This window comes from Corynebacterium sp. SCR221107 (genome assembly GCF_027886475.1).
GTDB lineage: Bacteria > Actinomycetota > Actinomycetes > Mycobacteriales > Mycobacteriaceae > Corynebacterium.
In genome coordinates, this window is record NZ_CP115670.1 from 2,397,372 (window position 1) to 2,417,241 (window position 19,870).

Here is a 19,870-nt window from a genome sequence, read left to right on the forward strand (position 1 = left end):
CCTTCAATCGAAAGACGGGCGCTTTGCGCAGCGCGTTTACCTTAAGTTCTGCTTGTGCTTTCCGACGTCTACAGCGCGGACTACCTCAATCGCTTCTGCTCCCGCCGCGCCCGCAGCGCAGGGGGATCGTCGGAGGTAATGGTCGCCCCGGCGATAATGCCGCCGATGGCGCCGAAGAGGTGGCCTTGCCAGCTGACTCCCTCTTCGAGGGGAAGCACGCCCCAGATCAGACCGCCGTAGATAAAAGCCAATCCAATACCCACGAGCACCTGGGTAAGGGAGCGGTTGAAGATGCCGCGGATGATGAGGTAGGCCAACCAGCCGTAGATCAATCCGGACGCGCCGATGTGGGTGGTGCCCACCCCACCGGTAAACCACACGCCGATCCCTTCCACGATGAGCGCGATGAACGTGACTTCCCAAAACACCTTCGCCCCCGACAGTCCGATGAGGAAGCAGAAGATAGCCCCCGGCACCGAGTTGGCTGTGATGTGTTCCCAGGAGCCGTGCAGGAAGGGGGAGGTAAAGATGTGCAGCAGGCTGGCGGGGTCGAGGGGGTGAATGCCGAAGTAGTTCAGTGCCCCACCGAAAAACACCATGTTGAGGAGGTAGACCGACCAGATGGCCACCAGGTATCCCACGGCGCATCCAATGCCGGTACCGATCCTAGGCCCCGTCCAGGCACGCAAACCCCGCGGCGGATGCTGGTTGGGTAGGTAGCCGTTGCCCCCGGCGCCGCCCATTCCTTGCGGATAGTAGCTCATGGGGTCACCTTTCCGATCTTCATTCAGGCGTCTTTCATGCTGTGACGATGTCTTGCCATGCGGTGACCCCGAATTCTAGCCCAGCCGCGTGACGCACCGCGGTGGCGATGGCTCCTGCCACGACGTTTGCCGCAGCCGCGCTTAAATGCATCATGGCTTCGATGTCGACGCCGCCGTAGCCTTCTGGATTCGGCGCGGGGGCCGTCGATAAGCAAAAAAGCGTATCGCCGTCCAACGGCGAATGCGCCGGACGCACGGCAACGGCGATGCCATCATGGCCGGCCATCGCCAGGCGCTTGGCCTGCGCCTTGGTGATCGGAGCATCGGTGGCAATCACGCCGATGGTGGTGTTGAGCCGGGCTGCCAGCGGCACGAGCGCGGCGAAGGCCTCGGTGTCCACGCGCGGACCATGTGGCTGCGCCCATAACGCGCCGGTTGTCGGATCGATGACGCTGCCGACGGGGTTGGCAACCACGAAGGCCTCCATCGTCCACTGTCCCTTGGGCCCCACCTGTTGGCTCGCTCGCCCAAAGCCGCCGCGCAAAGCGCCGGCGGTAGCCCCAACTCCCGCGCCTACGCTGCCCACGGAAGACTCGAAGCTGGCATCCTCCGCATCCGAGAATGCCGCGCGCACCGCGGCGGCGCCATCGGTGGCACCCGGCCGGTGACTGGCCTCGCCGAAAAGAAGATCGAAAATTACCGCACCCGGCACGATCGGCACGATGGGCCCCGGCTTGCCCTCTCCCAGCACCGGGAATCCGATGCCGCGCGACTCCAGCTCGCTCATGACCCCGCCCGCAGCATCCAGCCCGAAGGCCGAGCCCCCGGTCAACAAGACGGCGTGGACGTTTTGGACGGTGTTGGAAGGATTGAGCAGGTCGGTCTCGCGCGTGCCCGGCCCGCCACCTCGCACATCGACCGAACAGACTGCGGAATCCGGAGCGACCAGCACGGTGCAGCCGGTATCGCCCATGCTGTGATGGCCCAGCAACAGGCCCGGAATTGTCGTTTTCATCTTTTCCCTACCGCCTTGTGGCTTGCTCTATCTAGTCCAGTGGCCCCATCATGGTCTGCAGCAGGCTGTCCTGGTTGAAGGCCAGCCACTCGACAACGCTGTCGCGGTCCGCGGCGAAACCGGGCGGGCCTGCAACATCGCTGGAGGCCAGGTAGAGGCGGATGTCATTGACCGCCGCTACCCAGGCCCGCGCCTGGGCTTCGTCCACGGTGACATTGACAGATCCATCCGGACCTAACTTTTCGACAATGACCTGTAGGTTTTCCAGCTTTGCGCGGAGAATATCATTTTCGTGCAGGGAGCGCAGCAGGGCATTATCGCCCTCGAATTCCTCGTCCCCTTCGCGCTCAAAGTTAGGCAAGAGGCGGGCTAGGCCAGGATCGGACGGGGGCTCCTTATGTCCGCTGCTGATCCCAGTGAGCTCGGCCAGCGGATCCTTGGGCGCAGATTGGGCGCGCGCGATAAGCGCCTCGCTGACCGCGGCGGCGAGATCGCCGAGTACCTCGCGCTCCATCGGCTCAAGCACGCACACGAACCTTGGCTTGCTCAACAGCCCTTTCTTCTTTTTCCACGCCTGCATAGCGTTGTGACATTCCCTTTCTTCTCATTCTTCTGCCGACCAGCCGACGCCAACTCCGTGAGGGTGAGGGGCTTAAGACGTGTTGCTAGCCCTGCTGCATGGTGGCCCACAGGCCCGCGGTGTGGAGCTTTTTCACGTCGGCTTCTACCTTGTCCCGCTCGCCGGAGGAGACCACCGCCTTGCCTTCGGTGTGGACCTGCATCATCAATTCCACGGCACGCTTTTTGGAATACCCGAGCACGGTCTGGAATACGTAAGTCACGTAGCTCATGAGGTTGACCGGATCATCCCAGACGATACACATCCAGGGCAGGTTCTCCGATGACTGCACCTCAACTTCGAGGCTTTCTTCCAACTCCGGGGTAGCCATCGGCATGGAGGCCACCGCGGGTTCCCAGCTATCCATCAAGCGTTTTTCCATGCGTTCGTTCATGCCGTTCATATTAGTGCCAATTGCACTGCCTTTGCGCCCCGGCAAGGATTTTTTAAGCCCGCTTGCTGCGTGACACATGAAAGCCGCGACCATCTTGTTTTGAAAAGCCTTGGCGAAAAACTGCTCATGTGGGCCGAGATTCAAGTATGAATGGAGTACAACAATTCCCTCATCGCCTCATCCCTTTATCGATTCTTCACCAGAGCCGGAAAGTGCAGCCTATGAACAACGCGATTGATCTTCTTGAAAGCTTCACCCACGCTGTCGGGTTGGACCGCTACCTGAACCAAGCACACATTCAGGCCTGGGTGAGCATCATCGCCACGGTTGCGCTCCTGCTTTTCGGCCTTGGCGCCTTCGGGTCTTCGCCGTCCACGAGCCCCTCGGCCCCCGGCGGATCCAGCGAAAGCGAGGTCCAGGATGCGCCGAAGGCCTACCCCATCGACGTCGATCGCTTGGTCGCCGACCAAGAGATACGCCCGACGATGCTGCTGTCACTATCGGAGGTACGCACCAACGCGGGGCTCGGCTCATTGGCTCTTTCGACCTCCAGCACCGCCCAGAAGGTGGCTGAGAATAACGCCCAGGCCGGTGCCTACACGGGCCGTGCTGTGGCCGGCCGGGGCCTGCTGCAGGCCAACCTTGAATCCCCGCCCGCCACCGCGGGCAGGTTTGTCACCGCCTGGGTCAAAGACCACGCCAGTAGTTCGGTGCTGGCGAATCCGTCCTACACCACGGTCGACATTGGAGTAGCCTCCGCCAACGGCCTGACCTGGGCCGTGATCATATTGTCATCCTAGGACCCGCGCGAGCCCTTTTTCGACGACACCTAGGTGCGGATACGGCGCTTGGCAAGACACATGCTTGCGTGGCCACTATGATTTCAGGAAGGCAAAATGCGCATGCGGCTACTGCACCATAACGAAAAGGTCTACAGTGGTAGGGGTGACTGCTAACACATCAACGGCCCTACTTACGGATATGTACGAGCTGACCATGCTGGAGTCAGCCCTCAAAGACGGCACCGCCTTTCGCCAGTGTTCCTTCGAGGTCTTTGCCAGGCGTCTGCAAAATGAGCGCCGCTATGGCGTCGTCGCAGGCATCCCGCGCGTGCTTGAGGCCGTTAGCAAATTCGTGTTCACCGAGCAGCAGCTGGCCTCGCTCGATTTCTTGAGCGATGAAACCATCAAATTCCTGCGCAACTACCGGTTTAGCGGCCAGATCGACGGCTACCGCGAGGGCGAGCTGTACTTCCCCAACTCCCCACTGTTGACGGTGCGCGGCACCTTCGCCGAGTGCGTGGTGTTGGAAACGGTCATTTTGTCGATCATGAACGCGGACTCCGCGATCGCGTCGGCCGCAGCCCGCATGGTGACCGCCGCCGATGGTCGCCCCATCATCGAGATGGGCTCGCGTCGCACCCATGAGGCGGCAGCTGTCACCGCCGCCCGCGCCGCCTACCTGGCTGGGTTCGTCGGCACCTCCAATCTGGAGGCCGTGTGCCGCTACGGCATCCCCGGCGCGGGTACCGCCGCCCACGCGTGGACCTTGTTGCACGTCAACGAGGACGGCACCCCCAACGAGGAGGCGGCCTTCCGCTCCCAGATTGAGACCCTCGGCGTGGACACCACCTTGTTGGTGGATACCTATGACATCACCAACGGCGTGCGCACCGCGATCAAGGTTGCCGGCACCGAGCTAGGTGCGGTGCGCATTGACTCCGGCGACCTGGGTGTGATGACCCGCAAGGTGCGCCAGGAGCTCGATGCGCTGGGCGCCTACAACACCCGCATCGTGGTGTCTTCGGATCTGGATGAGTACGCTATTGCCGGACTGCGCGGCGAGCCGGTGGACTCCTTCGGCGTGGGAACCTCCGTGGTGACCGGTTCCGGCGCACCGACCGCGGCGATGGTGTACAAGCTCGTCGAGGTCGATGGGCACCCAGTCTCCAAGCGTTCGCGTGGTAAGAATACCGTCGGCGGCGCCAAGCGCGCCCTGCGTACCCACCGCGCCACCGGCACCGCGGTCGAGGAGATCGTCTACCCCTTCGACAGCGAGGCGCCCACCTTCGCCAACCTGAAGTTCACCGAGCTCACGATCCCGCTCATGCGCGACGGCTTGGTCGTCGAGGGGCTGGCTACGCTCGAGCAGTCCCGCGACTACCTGGCTCAGCAGTTGGTCACCCTGCCGTGGGAGGGCCTGGCCCTGTCCAAGGACGAGCCGGTGCTGCAGACCCGCTTCGTGGGTTTTAACAAGTAGCCGTCGTCCGAATCTTCACAAAAAGGCTGCTCGTGTGCGTTCACGGGCAGCTTTATTGCTTGTGCTTGCCGACGCCCACCGCGCGCCGTTAGCATGTGTTATTCGTCGTATCCTTGTGGGAGTCTGTCGCGCAGGCGCGATCGTTTCCACTTTTCTTACCAGGCCAGGAAGGAATTGCCGTGCCCTCGCCCTCCCCTGACACCTCTCCACCAGGCACTGAGGTTTTCGAGGTCCCGGAGGTAACCACGCTGCTTGCCCAGGCCGTTGAGGCACTCGGCGGTGCCGAGCGGACAGGACAGGTTGCCATGGCCCAGGCGGTGGCCAAGGCTATGGAAAACGAGCGCCACCTCGCGGTGCAGGCTGGCACGGGCACCGGTAAGTCCCTCGCTTATCTCGTGCCCGCCATCGCGCATGCCCAGGAGACGGACTCCACGGTCATCGTTTCCACCGCGACCATCGCGCTGCAACGCCAGCTCGTTGACCGTGACCTGCCCCGGCTTGCGGACGCCCTCGAGCCGCTACTATCACGCCGTCCCACCTTCGCGATCATGAAGGGGCGCTCCAATTACTTGTGTCAGCACAAGGTCGCGGCGGCCGAGGAGCCGGAGGATAGCCTCATCGACGAGGAGGAGCTCTCGTGGCTGGGCAAGCACATTCTGCGGGTGCGCGAGTGGGCGAACGAGACCGAGACCGGCGACCGCGATCAACTCGAACCCGGCGTGCCCGACCTAGCCTGGCGCCAGGTCAGCGTCACCGCCCAGGAATGCATCGGGGCCACCCGGTGCCCGCACGGCGATTCCTGCTTCGCGGAGCTTGCACGGCGCGCCGCCCAGGATGTGGACGTGATCGTCACCAATCACGCGATGTTGGCCATCGACGCGCTTTCCGATGCCACGATCCTGCCCGAGCACGAGGTGGTCATCGTCGACGAGGCTCACGAATTAGACGGTCGCATCACCTCCGTGGCCACCACTGAGATCGGATCGAATGCGCTTACCCTGTCTGCCAAGCGCGCGGGAAAGATCGGCGCAGACGGTGCCGATACCAAACTCATCGAAACTGCCGAGGAGTTCGACCTCATGCTGCGCGGGCTTGAACCGGGCAGGCTCCTGGGGCTGCCGGATGAGCTGCGCTCGTTGCTGGTTGCCACCCGCGATGCGATTTGGCGCTGCCGTCAGGCGATAGCCACAGCACCGGCCGGCGAGGCGGCCAACGACCCCGAACGCAATGCCGAACGCCTCACGCTGGCCAATCACTTAGGCGACCAGGCCGACGGCATCATCCGCATTCTCGAGGTCTTCGACGAGGAAGACCCCGCCAAGCAGCTCGACGTCGTGTGGCTTGCCGACGACCGCGACCGCCTCACCCTCCGCGTTGCCCCCTTGTCCGTATCCGGCCTGCTAGCGAGCCGCCTTTTTGCGGAAAACACGGTGATTTTGACGTCTGCCACCTTGACCATCGGCGGCAACTTCAACGCCATGGCGGCCTCCTGGGGGCTTGCCAAAGGCTCGTGGGATTCGCTCGACGCAGGCACCCCCTTCGACCCAGCCCGCCACGGCATCCTTTACGTTCCCCGGCATTTACCCGACCCCGGACGCGAGGGCCCAAGTCCCGAGACCCTCGACGAGATCTATGAGCTCATCATGGCAGCTGGCGGGCGCACCCTCGGCTTGTTCGCCTCGCGGCGCGCGGCCGAACAGGCGACGGAAAAGCTGCGCCCGCGCCTTCCCTTCGACATCTTGTGCCAGGGCGAGGACTCCACCGGCGCGCTCGTGGACAAGTTTTCCAAAAACGAGAACACCTGCCTTTTTGGCACCTTGACCTTGTGGCAGGGCGTGGATGTGCCGGGGCGCTCGTGTTCGCTGGTGATCATGGACAAGATCCCCTTCCCGCGTCCCGACGATCCCCTGCTCCAGGCGCGCAAGGAGGCAGCCGACGCCGAAGGACGCTCTGGGTTCATGGAGGTCGCCGCCACCCATGCCGCCTTACTCATGGCCCAGGGCGCAGGACGGCTGCTGCGCCACGTCACCGACCGGGGCGTGGTGGCGGTCCTCGACAAGCGTCTGGTGGAAAAGCGTTACGGCAGTTTCCTGCTTTACTCCATGCCGGCCTTCTGGCAGACTGCAGAACCCGCGGTGGTGCGCGGCGCCCTCAAGCGCCTAGTCGCCCGCTAACCCACGGGGACGGCCTCGCCTATCATGGGCGGGTATGGCAATAGCCGAGGTTGTGCTTTACGACGTCCCCCCTGCCGATTCCCGAAGCGAAACCGGAACGCTCATGTTACGCCCGCTTAATGACGACGACATCGCGGACATCGTTGTCACCTCCCAAGATCCACTCACCCAGGCCTACACCACGGTCCCTTTTCCCTATACGGAGCAGGACGCGCGCTGCTTCCTCGAGGATCACTCCGCCGTGCGCTGGGCGTTATGCCTTCCCGACCAGGGCGGTCGCTACTTGGGCACCATCGAGCTCCGGGAGGTCAACCAGGCAGCCAGCTTTTATGACGTGGGCTACGTAAGCGCCCCTTCAGCCCGCGGCAAGGGGTTGATGACTAGGGCGCTCAAGCGGGTGATCGCCCACGCCATTGATAGCGGTGCCCACCGAATCGAGGTGCGGGTGCGCACCACCAATCAGGCCAGCAGGAAGGTGGCCGAGGCCGCCGGATGCCAGCTCGAGGGGATAGCCCGCGGCTGGGAATTCCACCGCGGGCAGTACCACGATCTGGCGATCTATTCCTTCCTGTCCGGCGACGTCCGCTAGGGCTTTTCCCACGGCACCGGGAGGGCACACACGGTGATGGAATCCGGTGCAACCTCGGTAAACCCGGCGTCTTGAACCGCAACGGCGCCGGGTTGCGCACAGATCTCCTTAAAGGTTGCGGCATCAACGCCACGCACCTGCAGATCGAAACCGGTCGCAGCCCACGCGCGGGCCTCTTCTAAGCTCATATGCGCGGCCAGCAGCATGGAGGCATGTCCCACCTGTGCTGCGGCCTTCCCCGCCGACATCGACAGCGCAACATCCACATACAGGGTAGGTACTTCACGCACGGGTATGTCCGCATAGTCCACCGCAGGCACGTCGGTGTTGCCGATCTGCAACTTGCCAATGAGCGGATCCACCGCCTCGACCGCGGAGGGAACAAACGCCCGAGCCGAGGCGGTTCCATGGCTTGCGGTCACCCCGGCCAAGACCTGAACATTATTCCAGCCACTGTTGCGAGCGCGGCGGGCGATCTTGCGGATCCGGTGCCCGTACCAGTTTCGGATCCCCTCCCAAAAGGCACCGTCTTGACCGGCCCGCTCATCAAGGCACACACCGACTACCGCCTGAGCGGCGGCGGCGAGCAGATCATGGCGCAGAGGCGGATTGTTCTTCGGGATGTGCAATGCGATTTGCATCGCCTGCACCGTCTCCGGGCGGGTGGGATCTTCCGGATCCTCCCGCCAGCTACGGTCAAGACAATAGGCCACGAGACGGGCGTGAGCACGAGCGAAGTCGTCCTCGTAGACCGCTGACTCGTCGAAGCGCTGCTTAGGCATGGACATCGAGCGGGACGCGGCGCAGGGTGCCCTCTTCCTGGTCAGCCGCGTCGATTTCCGCGCGGGTAATGCCCAGCATATGCAAGACCTCGTCGAGGAACGGGGAGTTCACGGAGGTATCGGCGACTTCGCGCAGGGCCGGCTTGGCATTGAAGGCAACGCCCAGGCCCGCGGCGGAGATCATGTCGATATCGTTGGCGCCATCGCCGACGGCCACGGTCTGGTGCATCTCCAAGCCGGAATCAGCGGCAAACTCCCGCAGAAAATCCGCCTTCGCGGCGCGATCGACGACCTTACCGATCACCTTTCCGGTGAGCTTGCCGTCGACGATTTCCAGGGTGTTGGCGCGCACGTAGTCCAACTCCAACTCCTCGGCCAGCCCCTCGAGCACCTGGATGAAGCCGCCGGAGACCACGGCCGTCTTATAGCCCAGGCGCTTGAGTGTGCGGATCGTCGTGCGCGCACCCGGGGTAAGCACGATATCGCGGGCGACCTCGTCGATGACGGAGGCATCCAGCCCCTCTAGGGCACGCACACGCTCGCGCAGGGACTGCTCGAAATCCAGCTCGCCGCGCATGGCGCATTCGGTGACGGCGGCAACCTCGGCCTCACGGCCGGCGTGGGCGGCAAGCATCTCAATGACCTCGCCGGTGATCAGAGTGGAGTCGCAATCGAAGCAGATCAGGCGCTTGGAGCGACGCATGAGGCCCGCGCGCTCCATTGCGATGTCCACTCCCAGCTCCGGGGTGAGCTTGGCCAATGCCTTGCGCAAAGGCTGAGCCGCACCAGGTGCCGCGTTGGCTACGGTGATCTTCAGTTCGAGGCCGGTGACCGGATAATCCGCGATGCCGCGAATGGTGTCGATATTGGCACCATAGTCTGCCAAGGTCTGGCCGATGCGCGAAACGGCCTGGGCGGACACGGGGTTGCCGAGGATGACCACCTCATGGGTGGAACGCGGGCGGGAGGATTCTGCAACTTCTTGGATCTCAACGGTGACTTTCTGGCCGTGGATCTTGAGGGTATCGTTCAGACCCTGCGTGAGGGTATCGACCGTATCGGGGTTAAGCCCGACGAAGGCGGCCAGCGACAAGAAGCCGCGGAATTGAGACTGCTCGACATCGAGGAGCTGGACGCCATTGGCGGCAAGCACGCGGAAAAAGGCTGCAGTCACGCCCTGACGATCGGGGCCGGAAGCGGTGACGACGGCGGGCACGAGCCCCTCGGCCAACGCCACAGTCAAGTTCGAAGATTGGTTCGTAGTCACCTTGAGAATTGTGTCATAAATTGCCCCCGACATGCCAAAATCCCCCCGTTCGTACAACGGACGGGGGGATTGTTCGCAAATTTAAGTCAGCCAGGAAGGAGGGTCTTCCTTAGACGTTGGCGGGTTGCTTGTTCACCGGCTCAGTGTGGTGGCCGACGTGTGCCTCACGGCGCATGGTTTCGACCATGTGCGGGTAGTGCAGCTCGAACGCAGGACGCTCGGAACGGATGCGAGGCAGGGAGGTGAAGTTGTGGCGTGGCGGCGGGCAGGAGGTAGCCCACTCGAGGGAGTTGCCGTAGCCCCATGGATCGTCAACGGTGACGATCTCGCCGTAGCGCCAGGACTTAAACACGTTCCAGATCAGCGGGATCACGGAGGCACCCAGCAGGAAGGAACCGATGGTGGAGATCTGGTTCAAGGTGGTGAAGCCGTCAGAGTCGAGGTAGTCGGCGTAACGACGTGGCATACCCTCGTTGCCCAGCCAGTGCTGAACCAGGAAGGTGGCGTGGAAGCCGAAGAAGGTGATCCAGAAGTGGATCTTGCCCAGGCGCTCGTCGAGCATGCGACCGGTCATCTTCGGGAACCAGAAATACACACCAGCGAAGGAGGCAAACACCACGGTACCGAAAAGGGTGTAGTGGAAGTGAGCGACCACGAAGTAGGTGTCGGAGATGTGGAAGTCCAGCGGCGGGGAGGCCAGCATAATACCGGTGAGGCCACCGAACAGGAAGGTCACCAGGAAGCCGAAGGCCCAAATCATGGGGGTCTCCCACGTGATGTGACCGCGCCACATCGTGCCCAGCCAGTTGAAGAACTTCACACCGGTAGGAACGGAGATGAGGAAGGTCATGAAGGAGAAGAACGGCAGCAGCACGGCGCCGGTGACGAACATGTGGTGAGCCCACACGGCCATGGACAGCGCACCGATCGACAGGGTAGCGAAAATCAGGCCGATGTAGCCGAACATTGGCTTGCGGGAGAACACCGGAAGAATCTCAGAGACGATGCCGAAGAATGGCAGTGCCAGAACGTAAACCTCGGGGTGGCCGAAGAACCAGAACAAGTGCTGCCACAGGATGGCACCGCCGTTGCCCGGATCGAAGATGTGGCCGCCGAGCTTACGGTCGTAGAGAACACCGAGGGCTGCCGCGGTCAGCAGCGGGAAGATCATCAAGACGATGATGGAAGCGACGAAGATGTTCCAAGTGAAGATCGGCATGCGGAACATGGTCATACCCGGTGCACGGAGGCAGATCAGGGTGGTGATCATGTTGATGGCGGAGGCGATGGTACCCACACCGGTGGCGCCAACGCCGACGATCCAGAACTCGGTGCCCACGCCTGGGGAGTGGATGGCATCGGCCAGCGGCAGGTACATGGTCCAGCCGTAGTCAGCTGCGCCACCTGGGGTCAGGAAGCCGCAGAGCATGGCGATGACGCCGACCTGGGTGACCCAGAAACCGAAGGCGTTCAGACGCGGGAAGGCCACGTCCGGAGCACCGATCTGCAGAGGCAGAATGTAGTTAGCAAAGCCCCACACGATTGGCGTACCAAACGCCAGCAGCATGATGGTGCCGTGCATGGTAAACAGCTGGTTGAACTGCTCGTTGGACAGGAACTGAAGTCCCGGGGAGAAAAGCTCTGCACGAATGAGTAGAGCCATCAAGCCACCGACAAAGAACCAGATGAACGACATCACGATGTACATGATGCCGAGCTGCTTGTGGTCGGTGGTGGTTAGCATTTTCCAGGCCAGCTCGCCCTTGCGGGCTCCGCCGGTCGGTGCGGGCCTGGTGGGCTCGGAGTAATTCTCCAGCCTCGGCGCCACAGCGGTCATACGATCCTCCTGACTAAGGGGTACCCTCACCCGCTAGCAAACCTTCGGCGAGAAACGAGTGAGTGCATCCAAAATTTACACTGCCTAATCCTAAGGCAGCATAAGCCTTGAAGCCAGCCACTTTCGGCTGGGATGGTCACTAGCTTAACCGGCCAAAACTGTTTTCCGAAACGTTTTGCCAGCATTACCTTTACGATGTGGGCGCCTCAGCTTCATTTTCCCTGAATTTAAGTGACTGGCACCACAAATGTGACGCCTGTGAAGGGTGCTAAACCCCCCGGTTTGTGCCCCCTCCTATGCCCCCAACAGTAATCAACCTAAAGGTTGACTGCGGTGTCGTTTGACGCCCCTCCCCCACTCTTGGTTTAGGCATCCCCCTTTTCCCACAATAGAAACGATGCCGATGCCAAGAACAAACGCTTGACATCGGCATCGTTTAACCACGCCAAGGGAGTAATTTTCACGTCGGATTCGGTGAAAATGCCCCCTCAATCCTTAACTTTTGACGGCTAGAAATCCCAGTCCTCATCGGTGGTGTTTTCCGCCTTGCCAATAACATAGGAGGATCCCGAGCCCGAGAAGAAGTCGTGGTTTTCGTCCGCATTGGGGCTGAGCGCGGATAGAATCGCCGGCGATACGCGGCACTCGTCAGCCGGGAACAATCCTTCGTAGCCCAGGTTATTCATGGCCTTATTGGCGTTGTAGCGCAAGAAGCGCTTGACGTCTTCCGTCCACCCCAGATCGTCGTAGAGATCCTCGGAGTACTGGGTCTCGTTGGCGTATAGATCAAAGAGCAGATCGAAGGTATATTCCTTGAGCTCATCGCGGCGCGCCTGCGTCTCCTCCTGGAGTCCGACCTGATACTTGTAGCCGATGTAGTAGCCATGGACTGCCTCATCACGGATGATCAGGCGGATAATGTCTGCGGTATTGGTGAGCTTGGCGTGGCTCGACCAGTACATCGGAAGATAGAAGCCGGAATAGAAGAGGAAGGACTCGAGCAGCGTGGAGGCCACCTTGCGTTTGAGGGGATCATCCCCCTCGTAGTAGCTCAGGATAATCTTTGCCTTGCGCTGGAGATTCTCGTTCTCTTCCGACCAGCGGAAGGCCTCGTTAATTTCCTTGGTGGAAGCCAGCGTCATAAAGATGTTGGAGTAGCTCTTGGCGTGCACAGACTCCATAAAAGCGATGTTGGTATACACCGCCTCTTCGTGCAGCGTCTTTGCGTCGGGAAGCATAGAAACCGCACCCACAGTGCCCTGGATGGTATCCAGCAAGGTCAGGCCGGTGAACACCCGCATAGTGGTCTGCTTCTCAAGGTCATTGAGAGTGTTCCAGCTCTTGATGTCATTAGACACCGGCACCTTCTCCGGCAGCCAGAAATTGCCCGTGAGGCGATCCCAGACTTCGAGGTCTTTTTCGTCAGGAATGGTGTTCCAGTTAATGGCACTAACCGGCTTGGGATGGTTGGAGATATAGGATTCGTAGTTTTCCATGGTTGCGGTTTCTTCCGATCTCTTCCTTGAATAGTTTTCTGCGCGAGGCGCTATACCTTTATATATATGTTCATTTAAGTCTGTGACAGGCCAAGGCTATGACAGCAGAGGTGGTTCGTGCGCACACTGCCCAACTCAGCACCTCAACGACTTTTCCCAACAATGATGACAAGGTCAGTGAACGGTCGTTGAACCGCGATAGGGCCCGCCTTGATGCTTGCCTACGAAACCCACCTTCCGCGCGGTGGATGCGAGCAATACGTATAAGGGTCTTCAGCGGCGCAGTACCAGCAGCACCCACGACACTAACGCCTCACAATACCGCAGTTTGAGGGCCAAAGCACCTTCCCTAAATGGACAGGCAGACTACCTTCCTTAGGGATGCCGGCGCGCATTTTCTTCAATTTTCACCCGTCCACAGGCCGCAGATTTTGTGTTTTTGGTCACATTTTTGAGCGCATTTTTCGTGAGGGCACCCTCAGTGGTTTCGTTACATCAACCCGTGTTCCAGCCACGCAACCTTTCATGAGAACCGTCGCAAGCACTCCATTTAGATAGTTATCTACTAACAATCAGACGCTATTTATTGGTAGCAAATGTAGGCTACCCTTGCTGCCACGAGGCAACTTATGGTGGGCTAACCATAGCTGACACCATGCCAATCCTCCCTTACCATGCAGGTATGGCTATCAACGAGAAACTTGCAGCAGCATTGAACAATCAGGTCACCGCCGAACTTGAGGCGTCCATCGTCTACCTCCAGCTCGCTTATGTCCTCGACGACCTCTCCCTGACGGGTATGGCTTCGTGGATGAAGAAGCAGTACAAGGAGGAGCAGGGCCACGCAGAGGCTTTCGCCACTCACCTGCTCGACCGCGACTACCTCCCACAGATCGGTGACATCAACCCGCCGAAGGTCGACGTCTCCTCCGCCATCGAAGCTTTCGAGGCATCCCTTGCCCACGAGCAGAAGATCACCGGCATGATCCGCGAGCTGGCAATCCTGTCCGACTCCGTCAAGGATTATGATTCCCGCGCCCTCATCGACGAGTTCCTCTCCGAGCAGATCGAAGAGGAGTCCACCGTCAAGACGATTCTCGACCGCCTGCGCCTGGCAGATACCGGTTCCGGCATCCTGCACATCGACGCCGAGCTCGGCGAGCGCTAAACCACAGCTCACACGCAGCAACCCGCCTGAGGCATCAGAATCCTGATTCCGCAGGCGGGTTTTTCTAACATGAGCGGTCTCGCTCTTCCCGCTTGGGTTGCTTTCCGACGCCTACGGTGCGCAAACCTTTAACCCCAACCATGCCCGCGGGCGGGTCGGGGTTAAGGTGCGCCAAGCGCCTAGAGCATGCAGGAGACGCAGCCCTCGACCTCGGTGCCCTCGAGGGCGACCTGACGCAGGCGAATGTAGTACAGGGTCTTAATTCCCTTGCGCCAGGCATAGATCTGTGCGCGGTTGATGTCGCGGGTCGTGACCGAATCCTTGAAGAACAAGGTCAACGAGAGGCCCTGGTCGACGTACTTGGTGGCCACGGCGTACGTGTCGATGACCTTCTCATAGCCGATCTCATAGGCATCCTGGTAGTACTCCAGATTGTCGTTGTCCATGTGCGGCGCCGGGTAGTAGACGCGGCCGATCTTGCCCTCCTTGCGAATCTCGATCTTGGAGGCGATCGGGTGAATCGACGAGGTGGAGTTGTTGATGTAGGAGATCGAACCGGTCGGCGGCACCGCCTGCAGGTAGCGGTTGAAAATGCCATCGGCCATCACTGCGGCCTTGAGCTCGGCCCACTCCTGCGCCGTGGGCGTGCTAATGCTCGAAGCCTCGAACAAGGCCTTGACCTTTTCGGTCTTGGGGGCGAAGTCCGCCGGGTCGAATCGATCGAAGTAGGAGCCGTTGGCGTAGTCGGAATCCTCGAAACCGGCGAAGGCGTGGCCGCGCTCCACTGCGAGCTTGTGGGAGGCGCGCAAGCACTGATAAAGCACCGCGGCGAAGTAGGCGTTGGTAAAGTCCAAGCCCTCCTCGGAACCATAGAAGATATGCTCGCGCCCAAGGTATCCGTGCAGGTTCATCTGACCTAGGCCGATGGCGTGGGCTGCCTCGTTACCCTTCTTGATGGAGGGCACGGACTCGATGGAGGTCTGCTCGGACACGGCGGTCAGGCCACGAATGGCGGTCTCGATGGTGCTGGCGAAGTCCGGGGAATCCATCGTCTTAGCGATGTTGAGCGAGCCCAGGTTACAGGAGATGTCCTCGCCGACCTCGGAGTAAGTCAGGTCCTCGTTGAAATGGGATGGGGTGTTGACCTGTAGGATCTCTGAGCACAGATTGGACATGTTCACGCGACCGGCAATCGGGTTGGCGTTGTTGACGGTGTCTTCGAACATGATGTACGGGTAGCCGGACTCGAACTGAATCTCGGCAATGGTCTGGAAGAACTCGCGCGCGTTGATCTTCTTCTTGCGGATCCGCGGATCCTCCACCATCTCCTCGTAATGCTCGGTGATGGACAGATCGGCAAAGGCCACGCCATACACGCGCTCGACATCGTACGGGGAAAACAGGTACATGTCGTCGTTGCGCTTGGCCAGCTCGAAGGTGATATCCGGGATGACCACGCCCAGCGACAGGGTCTTGATGCGCACCTTCTCGTCCGCGTTCTCGCGCTTGGTGTCGAGGAAGCTTAAGATGTCGGGGTGGTGGGCGTTGAGGTAGACCGCGCCAGCACCCTGGCGCGCGCCGAGCTGATTGGCGTAGGAGAACGAGTCCTCGAGCAGCTTCATCACGGGGATGACGCCGGAGGATTGGTTCTCAATGTGTTTAATAGGCGCGCCGGACTCACGCAGGTTCGACAGCAGCAAGGCCACGCCGCCGCCACGCTTGGACAGCTGCAAGGCGGAGTTGATGGAGCGACCGATGGACTCCATGTTGTCCTCGATGCGCAGCAGGAAGCAGGACACGGGCTCGCCGCGCTGGGCCTTGCCGGAGTTAAGGAAGGTCGGCGTGGCCGGCTGGAAGCGGCCGGTCATGATCTCCTCGACCATGTTGGAGGCCAGCTTCTCATCGCCGGCAGCCAGGGTCAGCGCGACCATGCACACGCGATCCTCGAAGCGCTCGAGGTATCGGCTGCCGTCGAAGGTCTTCAGCGTATAGGAAGTGTAGTACTTGTAGGCGCCGAGGAACGTCGGGAAGCGGAATTTGTGCGCATAGGCCTGCTTGAACAGGTCCTTGATGAACTCGAAGTCGTACTTTTCCACAACGGCGGGATCATAGTACTTGTTCTTGATCAGGTATTCGAACTTTTCTTCCAGGTCATGGAAGAACACGGTGTTCTGATTGACGTGCTGCAGGAAGTACTGGTTCGCGGCCTCGCGGTCCTTGTCGAACTGGATCTTGCCGTCGGCGTCATACAGGTTCAGCAGTGCATTCAGCGCGTGATAATCGAGCTGCTCGTTGATGCTCGCAGGCTCAGCCACCAGCCTACCGACGTTCATGCTTTTCTCCTTCACGTGTTCTAACGCACCTTTTCTGTCGTAATTTCTCTGTTGTTTTTTGAAGTCTTGTTTTACTTTGCTTGCCGACGTCTACAGCTGGCACGGCGTCATGTAAGAGACAAGCCTTGAAGCAAAGTCTAGTGACCCGCGGCCACTTCGGCAGAGCCCGCCGACATACGCTGGGCTTCTTCGCCGCCAGGCGGGGGCACTAGTCCCAACGCCGTGGCGTTCTCGATTAATCCGGCCTTCACAATAGCCACGTCCTCCTGTGTGCCTAATAGCTCGAAGCGATAGACATAGGGCACCTTGCACTTGGCCGCGATGACGTCGCCGGCCTTACCGAAGTCGGTTCCGAAGTTGGAATTACCCCCCGCGATCACCGCGCGTATCAGCGATCGATTGTGCTCATTATTGAGGAAGTGAATGACCTGGGTAGGCACCGGACGGGTATTTTGGTGGCTGATTGAGGCCCCTCCACCGTAGGTGGGACACACCAATACATAAGGCTCATCGACGATGAGCTCCGGGTCAGTTTTCCGCATCGGGATCCGCTTCGAGGGCAAACTCAGTTTTTTGACAAACCTGTGCGTGTTTCCCGTTGCGGAGGAGTAATAGACGACGAGCATGTGTGATGCTCACCTTCTTTCGACGACCGGGGGCCAGCCACGAGCAGGAACCACCCGCTCACAGCTTGCATAGCAGAGCCCCCCCAGCTGACGAACGTTTTCTCGACGAGGGAGGGCCTTGTTGATATAGCTGGCACCGTGGTTAGCGGCCCAGATGAGCGCGGGGCCTCTTAGGCAACCTGTGCGACAAGCGAGCTAATGCGCTCGGGGCGGAAGCCGGACCAGTGCTCGCCGTTAGCCTCAACGACCGGAGCCTGGAGGTAACCCAAGGCCATCACATAGTCGCGAGCCTCATCGTCGACGCTGATGTCAACTAGGTTGTAATCGAGGCCGGCGCGATCCAGAGCCTTCTTGGTTGCATTGCACTGGACGCAAGCGGGCTTGGTGTAAACGGTGATCGACATGGCGCTTCCCTTTGATAGAAATTACAGCTTTTCAAGTTTGTCGCTCCCCCGCCCGGCATCTTCCCGAAACGAGGAACTTCGCTCCCCGAACCCTCCGAGCCACACGGCAGGCAACCGCTCACTCTTTTTCAATGGCGATTGTCCACGAGCCGTGGCGACGACCCTTCCCGGAGCCGCATCAGGTGAGGCTTTCTATGATCCTCGCGGTTGATTTAGCAAGTCCTACAAAGCTTCACGCGGTGTTCGTGGCGACTGAGATAGACACTATACTTTGTGCCAATTTCCCGCAACCGACCCTATATATTGTGGCTCTCGCCCACATATCCCCAGCACACCTTTCATCCCAACCCTACATCTTGAGCCGAAGAACTCAGCCAAATCACAACTTTGTGACTCCTGGTTTTCCCCATCCTGCGGTTTTAGAATCACATCGCTGAAATCTGTGAATTACTCAACTTCAGCCACACTTTGTGACCACTTCCACCCTGAACCCCGCCCGGATGGCCAGACCCCCCAGACGTCAAGAGCGGACTCTTTACACCTACCTGACACGCACTAAACCCCACCGCCGAGCACGCGCTTGCCTTTTTATTCCCTCCCCCTCCGCCTCCCCCATTAATCAAGGCAGTCCGGCTCACCCCCACCAGCCCCAGTCCCGAGTGTGCACTCACAGCGATGCAGACACAGCCGGTTTCCGCCAATGCCAATTCCGACTGGGTCTTCATGCAACTTCCCCCAAAGCCCGCAACGACACTTGAAAAGTCCGGACATGCCAAGGCACCCGCCTCCCCTACATAAGGGAAACGGGTGCCTTAAAATCCAGCGAAAAATCTCAGGTAAAGAGATTAGCCCTGGCGAGCCTTGAAACGAGGCTCCTTCTTGTTGATCACGTAGACCTTGCCACGGCGACGCACGACCTGAGCGCCCGGCTTGTTCTTCAGCGACCGAAGGGACTTGCGGACCTTCATCGGGCGCTCCTTTCTTTAAAATCCCAGCAGCAAGGTGAAAAAGACCTTGCTGGTTTAAACAGTGGCGGCTATCCACCCGCCAAATGCGGCGAGGCAGCCAGCCACGACACGAAAAGCTATGTTATAACACAACGCATTCAAATGCCAAACCATTGTCCACACCGCTTGCTCATCATTTCCTACTCGCCACCTCATGCGGTACGAAGCGAGCGGGACGGATGACGGCGGATGGCAGTCCTTCCCGGTGGACGTCGGAAAGCAATGGCCGCCCCTCCTTGCGCGACCCTGTTGCCTAATAGAAATTCCATCTAGGATAGGTGCCATGACTACTACGTCCCACTTGCAAGCAAAAATCATCGAAGCGCTAGAAACCAAGCCCGCCATCGACCCAGCGGCCGAGGTGGCGGCACGCGTGGAATTCCTCGCCGACTACGTGCGTGCCACCGGCACCAAAGGCTTCGCCCTGGGCATTTCCGGCGGGCAGGATTCCACCCTGGCAGGCAGGCTCGCGCAACTGGCCGTAGAGAAGCTGCGCGCCGAGGGAATCAACGTCACCTTTTACGCCATCCGCCTTCCCTACGGCATCCAGGCCGATGAGGCCGATGCACAGACTTCGTTGCAGTTCATTCGCCCCGATCACAGCGTGGTGATCAACATCAAGGAAGCCTCCGATGCAGCCGAGAAGGCCACCGCGACGGCGCTAGGTGTGGACAAGCTCAGCGACTTCAACAAGGGCAATATCAAAGCCCGGCAGCGCATGGTCGCCCAATACGCGCTGGCCGGGGAGAAGGGTCTGCTCGTCATCGGCACCGACCACGCCGCCGAGAACGTCACCGGCTTCTTCACCAAGTTCGGCGACGGCGGCGCGGATATCCTTCCTTTGTTCGGCCTGTCCAAGCGCCAGGGAGCGGCACTGCTGGCACACCTTGGTGCACCGGAGTCCACATGGAAGAAGGTACCCACCGCCGACCTTGAGGAAGACCGCCCGGCGCTGCCCGACGAGGTTGCGCTCGGCGTGACCTACCCCGAGATCGACAACTACATCGAGGCAACCGGAGAGGTCACCCCAGCCGCCCGCGAACGCATCGAGCACCTGTGGAAAGTGGGACAGCACAAGCGGCATTTGCCCGTCACCCCGCAGGATACGTGGTGGAAGGCCTAGTCTTTTTGCCTTT

General features: G+C 60.4%; 18 protein-coding genes. 6 read left to right on the forward strand and 12 right to left on the reverse strand.

Going from position 1 to position 19,870, the window contains the following annotated elements; translation table 11 throughout:
- Window positions 1–80: 80 nt before the first annotated feature.
- The 4 genes from PAB09_RS10365 to clpS all read right to left on the reverse strand — a co-directional run bounded on the left by PAB09_RS10365 (window position 81) and on the right by clpS (window position 2,792).
- A complete protein-coding gene (locus PAB09_RS10365; protein WP_271033588.1) occupies window positions 81–764 on the reverse strand; it encodes a rhomboid family intramembrane serine protease in 684 nt (227 codons plus the stop codon).
- A gap of 34 nt (window positions 765–798) precedes the next feature.
- The gene (locus PAB09_RS10370) at window positions 799–1,779 is read right to left on the reverse strand and encodes a P1 family peptidase (RefSeq protein WP_271033589.1); all 981 of its coding nucleotides are present in this window, start codon (window positions 1,777–1,779) and stop codon (window positions 799–801) included.
- A gap of 31 nt (window positions 1,780–1,810) precedes the next feature.
- Complete coding sequence (locus tag PAB09_RS10375) at window positions 1,811–2,359, reverse strand: DUF2017 domain-containing protein (RefSeq protein ID WP_271033590.1); 549 nt, start codon at window positions 2,357–2,359, stop codon at window positions 1,811–1,813.
- Window positions 2,360–2,444: 85 nt separating this feature from the next.
- Window positions 2,445–2,792, reverse strand: coding sequence for an ATP-dependent Clp protease adapter ClpS (gene clpS, locus PAB09_RS10380; RefSeq protein WP_271033591.1), 348 nt, complete (start codon window positions 2,790–2,792; stop codon window positions 2,445–2,447).
- Between the two features lie 221 nt (window positions 2,793–3,013).
- On the opposite strand from clpS, the gene PAB09_RS10385 reads away from it, so the two are divergent.
- The 4 genes from PAB09_RS10385 to PAB09_RS10400 all read left to right on the forward strand — a co-directional run bounded on the left by PAB09_RS10385 (window position 3,014) and on the right by PAB09_RS10400 (window position 7,814).
- On the forward strand, window positions 3,014–3,592 hold the full coding sequence (locus tag PAB09_RS10385; RefSeq protein WP_271033592.1) for a hypothetical protein: 579 nt from the start codon (window positions 3,014–3,016) through the stop codon (window positions 3,590–3,592).
- Window positions 3,593–3,773: 181 nt separating this feature from the next.
- Window positions 3,774–5,051: a nicotinate phosphoribosyltransferase gene (locus PAB09_RS10390; RefSeq protein ID WP_442873752.1), complete on the forward strand. Its 1,278-nt coding sequence runs from the start codon at window positions 3,774–3,776 to the stop codon at window positions 5,049–5,051.
- Between the two features lie 248 nt (window positions 5,052–5,299).
- Window positions 5,300–7,225 carry an ATP-dependent DNA helicase gene (locus PAB09_RS10395; RefSeq protein ID WP_271035371.1) on the forward strand — a complete coding sequence of 642 codons (1,926 nt, stop codon included), beginning with the start codon at window positions 5,300–5,302 and terminating at the stop codon, window positions 7,223–7,225.
- A gap of 34 nt (window positions 7,226–7,259) precedes the next feature.
- On the forward strand, window positions 7,260–7,814 hold the full coding sequence (locus tag PAB09_RS10400) for a GNAT family N-acetyltransferase (RefSeq protein ID WP_271033594.1): 555 nt from the start codon (window positions 7,260–7,262) through the stop codon (window positions 7,812–7,814).
- On the opposite strand, the gene PAB09_RS10405 is transcribed toward PAB09_RS10400, so the two are convergent.
- The 4 genes from PAB09_RS10405 to nrdF all read right to left on the reverse strand — a co-directional run bounded on the left by PAB09_RS10405 (window position 7,811) and on the right by nrdF (window position 13,196).
- Entirely contained in the window at window positions 7,811–8,602 is a 792-nt protein-coding gene (locus PAB09_RS10405) for an aminoacyl-tRNA hydrolase (RefSeq protein ID WP_271033595.1), read from the reverse strand. The two genes, PAB09_RS10400 and PAB09_RS10405, sit on opposite strands and share 4 nt — an antisense overlap.
- Window positions 8,589–9,863: a phosphoserine phosphatase SerB gene (serB, locus tag PAB09_RS10410; RefSeq protein WP_271033596.1), complete on the reverse strand. Its 1,275-nt coding sequence runs from the start codon at window positions 9,861–9,863 to the stop codon at window positions 8,589–8,591. The genes PAB09_RS10405 and serB overlap by 14 nt, the downstream gene beginning before the upstream one ends.
- 109 nt (window positions 9,864–9,972) lie before the next feature.
- Window positions 9,973–11,700 (reverse strand): aa3-type cytochrome oxidase subunit I, encoded by a 1,728-nt coding sequence (gene ctaD / locus PAB09_RS10415; RefSeq protein WP_271033597.1) that lies wholly within the window; start codon window positions 11,698–11,700, stop codon window positions 9,973–9,975.
- Window positions 11,701–12,209: 509 nt separating this feature from the next.
- Window positions 12,210–13,196 carry a class 1b ribonucleoside-diphosphate reductase subunit beta gene (nrdF, locus tag PAB09_RS10420; protein ID WP_271033598.1) on the reverse strand — a complete coding sequence of 329 codons (987 nt, stop codon included), beginning with the start codon at window positions 13,194–13,196 and terminating at the stop codon, window positions 12,210–12,212.
- A gap of 682 nt (window positions 13,197–13,878) precedes the next feature.
- Between nrdF and PAB09_RS10425 the strand changes: the two genes are divergently transcribed.
- Window positions 13,879–14,364 (forward strand): ferritin, encoded by a 486-nt coding sequence (locus PAB09_RS10425; RefSeq protein ID WP_271033599.1) that lies wholly within the window; start codon window positions 13,879–13,881, stop codon window positions 14,362–14,364.
- 179 nt (window positions 14,365–14,543) lie between these two features.
- Here PAB09_RS10425 and nrdE read toward each other — a convergent pair whose 3' ends face one another.
- The 4 genes from nrdE to ykgO form a co-directional block, all read right to left on the reverse strand.
- On the reverse strand, window positions 14,544–16,697 hold the full coding sequence (gene nrdE, locus PAB09_RS10430; protein ID WP_271033600.1) for a class 1b ribonucleoside-diphosphate reductase subunit alpha: 2,154 nt from the start codon (window positions 16,695–16,697) through the stop codon (window positions 14,544–14,546).
- A gap of 137 nt (window positions 16,698–16,834) precedes the next feature.
- Window positions 16,835–17,323, reverse strand: coding sequence for a class Ib ribonucleoside-diphosphate reductase assembly flavoprotein NrdI (gene nrdI / locus PAB09_RS10435; protein ID WP_271033601.1), 489 nt, complete (start codon window positions 17,321–17,323; stop codon window positions 16,835–16,837).
- Between the two features lie 170 nt (window positions 17,324–17,493).
- Window positions 17,494–17,727: a glutaredoxin-like protein NrdH gene (gene nrdH, locus PAB09_RS10440; RefSeq protein WP_271033602.1), complete on the reverse strand. Its 234-nt coding sequence runs from the start codon at window positions 17,725–17,727 to the stop codon at window positions 17,494–17,496.
- 845 nt (window positions 17,728–18,572) lie between these two features.
- The gene (gene ykgO, locus PAB09_RS10445; protein ID WP_005511141.1) at window positions 18,573–18,695 is read right to left on the reverse strand and encodes a type B 50S ribosomal protein L36; all 123 of its coding nucleotides are present in this window, start codon (window positions 18,693–18,695) and stop codon (window positions 18,573–18,575) included.
- A 322-nt stretch (window positions 18,696–19,017) separates the two neighbouring features.
- Here ykgO and nadE point away from each other — a divergent pair, with 322 nt between their 5' ends.
- Entirely contained in the window at window positions 19,018–19,857 is an 840-nt protein-coding gene (gene nadE / locus PAB09_RS10450) for an ammonia-dependent NAD(+) synthetase (RefSeq protein ID WP_271033603.1), read from the forward strand.
- The last annotated feature ends 13 nt before the right edge of the window (window positions 19,858–19,870 follow it).